Origin of the sequence: Halanaerobacter jeridensis, assembly GCF_016908315.1 — a bacterium.
Lineage (GTDB): Bacteria > Bacillota > Halanaerobiia > Halobacteroidales > Halobacteroidaceae > Halanaerobacter > Halanaerobacter jeridensis.
Map to the genome: position 1 here is coordinate 208241 of NZ_JAFBDQ010000006.1, position 7466 is coordinate 215706.

6 protein-coding genes and 1 pseudogene are annotated in these 7466 nt (G+C 30.6%); 2 read left to right on the top strand and 5 right to left on the bottom strand.

Annotated features, from left to right (window positions below; translation table 11 throughout):
* Positions 1 to 26: 26 nt before the first annotated feature.
* Complete coding sequence (locus JOC47_RS07900) at positions 27 to 1574, bottom strand: SpoIIE family protein phosphatase (protein WP_204701519.1); 1548 nt, start codon at positions 1572 to 1574, stop codon at positions 27 to 29.
* Between the two features lie 209 nt (positions 1575 to 1783).
* Between JOC47_RS07900 and JOC47_RS07905 the strand changes: the two genes are divergently transcribed.
* Positions 1784 to 3139: a PP2C family protein-serine/threonine phosphatase gene (locus JOC47_RS07905; RefSeq protein ID WP_204701520.1), complete on the top strand. Its 1356-nt coding sequence runs from the start codon at positions 1784 to 1786 to the stop codon at positions 3137 to 3139.
* Positions 3140 to 3155: 16 nt separating this feature from the next.
* Positions 3156 to 3356: a ferritin family protein gene (locus JOC47_RS07910; RefSeq protein WP_204701521.1), complete on the top strand. Its 201-nt coding sequence runs from the start codon at positions 3156 to 3158 to the stop codon at positions 3354 to 3356.
* 50 nt (positions 3357 to 3406) lie between these two features.
* On the opposite strand, the gene JOC47_RS07915 is transcribed toward JOC47_RS07910, so the two are convergent.
* The 4 genes and pseudogenes from JOC47_RS07915 to JOC47_RS07930 all read right to left on the bottom strand — a co-directional run.
* A complete protein-coding gene (locus JOC47_RS07915) occupies positions 3407 to 4957 on the bottom strand; it encodes a SpoIIE family protein phosphatase (protein ID WP_204701522.1) in 1551 nt (516 codons plus the stop codon).
* A 227-nt stretch (positions 4958 to 5184) separates the two neighbouring features.
* Entirely contained in the window at positions 5185 to 6327 is a 1143-nt protein-coding gene (locus JOC47_RS07920) for a toxic anion resistance protein (RefSeq protein WP_204701523.1), read from the bottom strand.
* Positions 6328 to 6363: 36 nt separating this feature from the next.
* On the bottom strand, positions 6364 to 7059 hold the full coding sequence (locus tag JOC47_RS07925; RefSeq protein WP_204701524.1) for a vWA domain-containing protein: 696 nt from the start codon (positions 7057 to 7059) through the stop codon (positions 6364 to 6366).
* A 182-nt stretch (positions 7060 to 7241) separates the two neighbouring features.
* Positions 7242 to 7466: pseudogene (locus JOC47_RS07930) on the bottom strand (RNA-guided endonuclease TnpB family protein); the annotation flags it as partial.

Below are 7466 nucleotides of genomic sequence, written 5' to 3' on the forward strand. Positions count from 1 at the left end.
TGCCCCTCCAATACCAATTAATTTAATTAAGACTTATCATACTGTATTAACATATAAGTAACATCATCCTGCACCACTATATTCTTCCTAAAATTATCAAAATTACTATTTATTTTTTTGATAATTTCTTGCGGAAAATTTTGTCGCTCTTCTTTTAATATGGTTTTTAATCTCTCTTGACCATAAATTTCAGAACCATTATCCTGCTCAATTAGTCCATCAGTATATAAAAATAAATCATCTCCACGCTGCATTTTAAATTCAACTTCCTGGTAAGATGATTCTAATTCTGAACTAGCATAAGATATCGGCAATCCACCACAAGAAAAAGTAGTTACTTCATCTGCCCCTTGGATTAATAAAGGTGAAAACTGAATTCCAGCATTAGCGAATCTTATTTTCTTAGTATCTACATCTAAAACACCAATGATCAAACAAATAAAGTAATCATCAGGAAAGCTTTCTTCAACAAATTGTTGATTTATAAACTCTATTACTCTTCCTGGCGATATTATACTAGTAGGAGTATTTTTAGATATTAAATAAGAGTTAATGGTTTCCTTTAAAAATATATTGAGCATTGAACCACTCAAATCATGACCGCTCACATCTGAAATATAAAAGATCAACTTATCTTCTAAATTTATAAAATTATAAAAGTCTCCTCCTAATCTATCCGCAGGAGCATAATAAGTTCCTAAACTAATATCATCTAATTTAGGCATTACTGATGGTAAAAACTGATCATGTAATTTACCTGCTTTTTCAAATTGCTCTTCTAATTTATTAGCTACTTGTTTAATTTTTCTTTCAGCTTTCTTCTGCTTAGAGATATCAAGACTAACTTCAATAAATCCTTCCAACTCACCATCTTGATTGACATCCGGAATTGCCTTCATCAACCAAACACTACCATCAGGCTTTTCCATTATTTTCTCTTCCCGCTCTTGAGTTGTTCTAGACTTAATAATTGGACATTCATTACAAGGACTATCCAAACCCCATTTCTTATAGCAAAATTGATCTTTCATCTCTTCTATATCTAAATTAAAATATTCCTGTGCTCCTTTATTAGCCCACTGTACTGTCAAATCAAGGTCCATATAAAGAATTAATTCTTCTAAGTTGTCTAATATATTATCAGTAAAATCTTTAGTCTCTTTCATTTCCTGTTCTTGTAGCTTACGTTCAGTAATATTTTCATGAGCAATAACCACTTGTTGATCATTTTCTCCCTCAAAAGGAGTAACTCGCATTTTAAACCATCTCTTTTTATCAGGAGCATGGCAGGGATACTCTAAAGTGAATAGATCTTTTTCTCCTTTCATCACTTTCTCAATACCTGTTTTAGCTTTTACAGCCTTCACTTTTTCCTCACCTTCTACATTAGTGAGAGTTGCTAAGTAATTAGTCCCACTACCACATTGCTGAGGAGCTAAGCCATTGTTCTCTGCAAACTCTTCCCAAGCGCGATTAGAATATAAAATCAAACCTTGGCTATCTAAAATAACTATATGTGATGAAAGAGAATCAAGAGCAGATCTAAGCTCCAGTTTATTAGAAATATTTTTCATTTTTTTCACCTGCCTTAATTACAATAATAATTTCTAGAACGGATATACTTTAATTATATAATATATAAACCAAAATCAAAAGCAATAATTATTGAGTAATTGCTTCTTTTTCCTGAAATAACTAATAAAATAAACAGGACTTTGTCGATGAGTGTTGAAAGTATAATTAATGAAAGAATTAATTTATTGTAACAGGAGCTGAAATGTTAATGAATCTTTTTATATGGCTAAGGGTTATATTAATTTCTTCCTTTATTTTGCTAAGTAATTATTCTTACTGGAAAACAATAATTACTTCATGTTTAATTAATATTAGCTTGTTACTTATAGTACCACCACTACATTTAAATTTAATATTATTAGAATTAATATATTATTTAACTTTAATCTCTTTTAGCAATTATAGACAAAAAACTAAAGAAGAAATTGCTAAAATGAAACAAGAGCAGCAAGATAATTTTACCAAAGCACGTCAAATACATCAAAATTCATTACCAGATAGTTTACCAGAAAAAGCTGATCTCTCTGTAGCCGCCTTTTACCAACCTGCTGCAGAATTAGGCGGTGATTATTATAATGTATTTAAAGTAAATCACGGTTCAATGAACGTCTTTTTTGAGCAATATTTCATTTATATGTTCGATGTTTCTGGCCATGGAATTGATAGTGCAATGCTATCTATATTTATCAATAACACTATTGAAGACTATTTTAAATTACAACATAATGAAGGAGAGGAAGTATCACCTAAAAGAATTTTAGAATATATCGATACACAATATCGAGCAGAAGGGTATCCTGATGATTATTTAGTCTGCTTATTAGTTGGAGTTTTAGATTTGAATAACTATGAATTTACCTACTCTTCTTCAGGCTTTCAGTTTCCCTTTTATAAACTGAGTAAAGATGGTAATTTAAATGAACTTGATACAGGAGGATTACCTATCTCATCTTCTGTTGATAAATCTTTTATTGAGCTAGAAGAAACTACTATTGAATTTAAAAAAAATGAAATGATGTTCTTTACCACTGATGGATTATTAGAACAAACAGTTGAAGCAGGAATGTACAATAATAAATTAAAAGATGAATTAACCACTTTAGATTATTTTCATCCTGCTGTTTTAGTAGAAAACATCAGGCATGATTTTTTTAATGTTACTGGCTCAGAATACGGTGATGATGATATTACCTATTTAACTATTGCCCGTCTCAATAGTGAATTGAAAGAGTGGACAATCGAAGAAAAAAAAGATGATTTAAATAAAAAACAACAAGTAATCAGTTCTTATCTTAGTGACTTCAGCACTATTCCCGAAGAATTAATTAGTACTTTTGAATATTTAAGTGATTTGATCTGGCAAAAAACACATCATTTATCCATTACAACATTGGCAGATAGAGATTATTTTATGATTTCACTATCTGGGGTTCAAAAAGAAATTAATTGGCAAAAAATTATCACTGAAAATTTAAATTTATCACAATTACAGAACAAAGGAATTAAAGTCTTCCCGTGTAATAAACACGGTAATAAATTATATCTGTTTACACATCTTAACTAGAAAGGAGAAAATAACTATGGATATTATTTTAGAAGGCATCGAAACAGCTATTGAAGAAGAAATTGCTGATCAAAAAAAATATAAAAAACTTAAAGAAAAAGCAGATGATCAAAAGCTTAAAGCCTTATTTGAACAATTAATTCAAGATGAAGAAAAACATGAAGAAATTTTACGGTCGCGCTACGAAGCAGTGAAAAAAATGATAAATGATGACTAGCTATTTCTACTCCGGACCTTGATTGGTTCGGAGTTTTCGGTTTCCTATACTTAATTATTATCATGTTGAATTAACATGTAGGTCACATCATCTTGCATTGGCATTTCATCTCTAAAATCATTAAAATCAAGATTAATCTGTTCAATAATATCATTAGGATTAGAATCTTGGTCTTCTTTTAATAAATTTTGGAGTCGTTCTTCTCCATACATTTCTGAACTATTATTTTGTTCTATTAACCCATCAGTATAGAGAAAGAAAATCTCTTTTTCAGCCAACTTAAATTGACAGTTTTGATATTCAAAACCAAAGTCAAAACTTGTATTTGAAATCGGCAGACCTCCACAAGAAAAAGTACTTATCCCATCATTTTTAATTAATAACGGCGAAAACTGCATTCCTGCACTAGAAAACTTAATCTCTTTGGTATTCACGTCTATAATGCCAATTATTAAACAAATAAAATAATCATCGGGGAATTTCTCTTCATTAAAATGGTTATTAATAAATTCAATTATATCCACCGGGTTGATAAAATCTTCAGTTTGATTATTAGCAATTAAATAAGAATTAATAGTTTCTTTTAAAAATATATTCAGCATTGAACCACTTAAATCATGACCACTAACATCAGACACATAAAAGATTAGTTTATCCTCTAATTCAATGAAATTATAAAAATCGCCCCCTAATCTATCTGCAGGAGCATAATAAGTTCCCAAAGTCAAACCAGCAATTTGCGGCATTTTATTAGGTAAAAATTGGTCATGGAGTTGACCAGCCTTTTCAAATTGCTCTTCCAATCTATTAACTACTTGTTTCATCTGTCTTTCTACTCTTTTACGTTGAGTAATATCGAGAGCAACTTCAATAATTCCTTTTAATTCTCCATTAGAACTACAGTCTGGAATAGCCTTAATAAGCCAAGTACTACCATCTGGTTTTTCTACAATTGCTTCTTCTCTCTTTTTACTCTGCTCAGATTTAATAATCGGACAATTAGAACAATGTTCATCTAATCCAAACTTACTATAACAAGGTTGTGTCTTCATCTCTTCTAAACTAAGTGAAAAGTATTTTTTAGCTGCTTGATTGGCCCATTTCAAATTAAAGCCAGGTTTTAAATACACAATTACCTCTTCTAAATTATCTAAAATACTATTATGAAAATTTTTCATGGTCTTTAATTCTTGCTCTTGTTTCTTACGATCTGTAATATTCTCATGAGCAACTACAACGTGACGATCATGACCACCAATAAAAGTAGTTACTTTCATTTCAAACCACCGCTTTTGTTGTGGAGAATCACAAGCATATTCAAAAACAAATTCCTCTTTTTCTCCCGTAATTACAGCTTTAATTCCTTCGGCAGCCTTTAAAGCTTTAGCACATTCCTCTAAATGTCCTGTTACATTATCCAATACAGCTAAGTAATCAGCTCCCACACCACATTCTTGAGGATCTAAACCATTATCATGTGCAAAATCAATCCAAGCTTGATTAACATATTTTATAATTCCCTTATCATCTAAAACTGCTATGTTCACTGACAAAGAATCTAACACTGCCTTAACTGAAATATTTGTCCAAAAGTTGAACATAAAATTTCACCCCATTATTTTTTTATTAATCAATTATAATAATAACTTATATAGATATTATATCATGAATTAGTTATTTTGTCTTATAAAAATTAATTTTAATAAAATATACAATATTTTATCGAATTATCATATATTATATTTTGGCTAATTCCATTAAAAACCTTCTAGAAATTTTACAAGCAAAAAATAAAAAATCCTGAACACTAAGTCCAGGATCATTTCTCCTAAGATAGAGATATCTGATCTCCTTCTTCAATTTTCTGTATCTGTTCTTCCCCTTTATCTGCTAATTCTTTAAATTCATCAATTGTATTCTTCATTTTAGGAAGCGCTTCTTGTTTGTAGGTGCTTATTTCATCCATAGCAGATATAGCATCAGCAAAGGCTGTTTTTAATGTCTCAACCGATATGTTTTCTTCCATTGACTGCTTATGAATTTCTGTTCCTTGTTCTTTTAACATCTTTGAGGTGCCACTAATTAAATCATTAGTAGTTTCATTCAATAGCTTAATCTTTTTTAGTACAATCTTTTGATTATACAGCGCACTAGCCACAATAGCAGCAGTTCGCATCGCAGAAACAGTTACATTTATAGCTCTATCTACCCCTCTAATCAGTTCTTTATTATTTCTTCTAATAACTTCAATTGACATAATCCCCTGCTGATTAACAACTATCATCTGCTGTAAATCCATGATTTTTTGTCGTAAAGGAAACAAAATTTCTTCTTTAATGAATTTTATTTTATCCTGGTCTTCATTATTTGCCTGTGCAGTTTCAATTTGAGCTGATATTTCTTCATCCATCATTGTGCCTAACTCTATTTCTTTGCGCAATTTTTTAGTCAAATCACGCATAGCTACTTCTTCAATTTCAAGAGTTGTATTATCATTTTTTAAAGTTGCTTTTCCCTTCTTTAACGATACTATAATATCATTAATTACCTCATCAGCCTGCTGATATTTATTAAAATAAGAGCGCATCGGATTAAATATTTTACTTAAAAGACCTGTCTTAGCAAAATCAACTGCACTAGGATCTAAATCTTTAATTTCTTCTTGCAAATCCAGTAAACTATCTGCAACTTCTCCTCCTTCTCCTCCCATTTTAGATAAATCTCCTACTGAGGTTTTTAATAACTTATTTTTTTGGGCTGAATTTTCTAATGTGTCTTTTCCGAACTCTTGAACAGAATTAATTACTGTTTTTCTTTTTTCTAAGGAATCTAAGTCAAGCTCCATAATTTCTGATGCATTCTCTGCTGCTAACTCTTTTAATTTAGTCATCTCTTCTGAGACAGGCTCAACCTGCTCCACAATTTCTTCTTTTACTGATTCTTTATCCATCACTTCCATAGAAAATTCCACTCTTTACATCTCTCCCTTCAAATTTAAATTTTCCTCTTACATTTGAGCATTAAATAAATTACGTAACTTATAAGTTACATCATCGACATCAGCATTGATACTTGCTGCTTCGTTAATTCTAGATACATTTTGCAGTACTTTAATATCAGCATTATATCCTATAGTATAAATTGGAATTTTTAAAACTTGCAGCATACTTTTAATATCATTAAATGAATGGCCTCGATTCGTGTTTCCATCACTTAAAACAAATAGCATTAACTTAGCATTAGGCTTATTTTCTTTTGCCTTGATCAGCATATCAGTTGCTACAACAATAGCATCAAACATCGCAGTATTACCGCTAGCCTGCATATCTTCCACTGCCCCAGCAAAATATGATCTTTGATTTAAATCAAATTTATTAATCGGTAGATTAATATTTACATTAGAAGAGAAAGTCACAAGTCCCACTGAATTATCTTCTCTAATATACTGCGAAGCAGTTAACAGAGACTCTTTTAATTTATTTAATGCTTCGCCATCCATACTTCCTGATACATCGGCAGCAAAGACAGACACAATTTCATTATTACCATCTTTCTTTTCTTTCCATAATTTCTGGGCTTGAATAATAGTATCTCCCGCTGCTTCTTCCATTTCTGGCTCATACTGCTCCAGTTTATTAAATCCATAGTTTGATGCTAATCTTTGATATTTATCCTGTTTGGCAAAATTAATAAATTTATTCAAAATTTCTTTTTTATTAGCTGCTAAATTTCCAATTGCAAAGAGTGGATTATCATGTCTGACCGCTGATTTATATCTGCTTAAAACTAATCAAAATTAACAAATGAGTAGATTACAGCGTTAACACCAAAGTTACAGTGTTCTTATCCACGAACCCTATCTTAAAAAAGACTCGGGTGTGCTTTTTAGACTACTTTCTTCTTAATTTCATAGTCCCAGCTATCTTTAAGCAGTTTGGCAAACTCGTAATCACTATTTACTTTAATTGGGTTACAGAGTTTAGAAAAATTAGTACATTTCTGCTCTTGATAGTTAGGACTTAATTTTAAAATATTTCTTGCTCCATTAATATCAGAGTTTATTGCTAAATCATTTACATCATCAACGTATAACCCACGTTCAACTCGCCT

Bases quoted from the DNA above. Each gene is read 5' to 3' on its own strand.
- JOC47_RS07900 (WP_204701519.1), bottom strand. From the start codon at position 1,574: ATGAAAAATATTTCTAATAAACTGGAGCTTAGATCTGCTCTTGATTCT.
- JOC47_RS07905 (WP_204701520.1), top strand. From the start codon at position 1,784: ATGAATCTTTTTATATGGCTAAGGGTTATATTAATTTCTTCCTTTATT.
- JOC47_RS07910 (WP_204701521.1), top strand. From the start codon at position 3,156: ATGGATATTATTTTAGAAGGCATCGAAACAGCTATTGAAGAAGAAATT.
- JOC47_RS07915 (WP_204701522.1), bottom strand. From the start codon at position 4,957: ATGTTCAACTTTTGGACAAATATTTCAGTTAAGGCAGTGTTAGATTCT.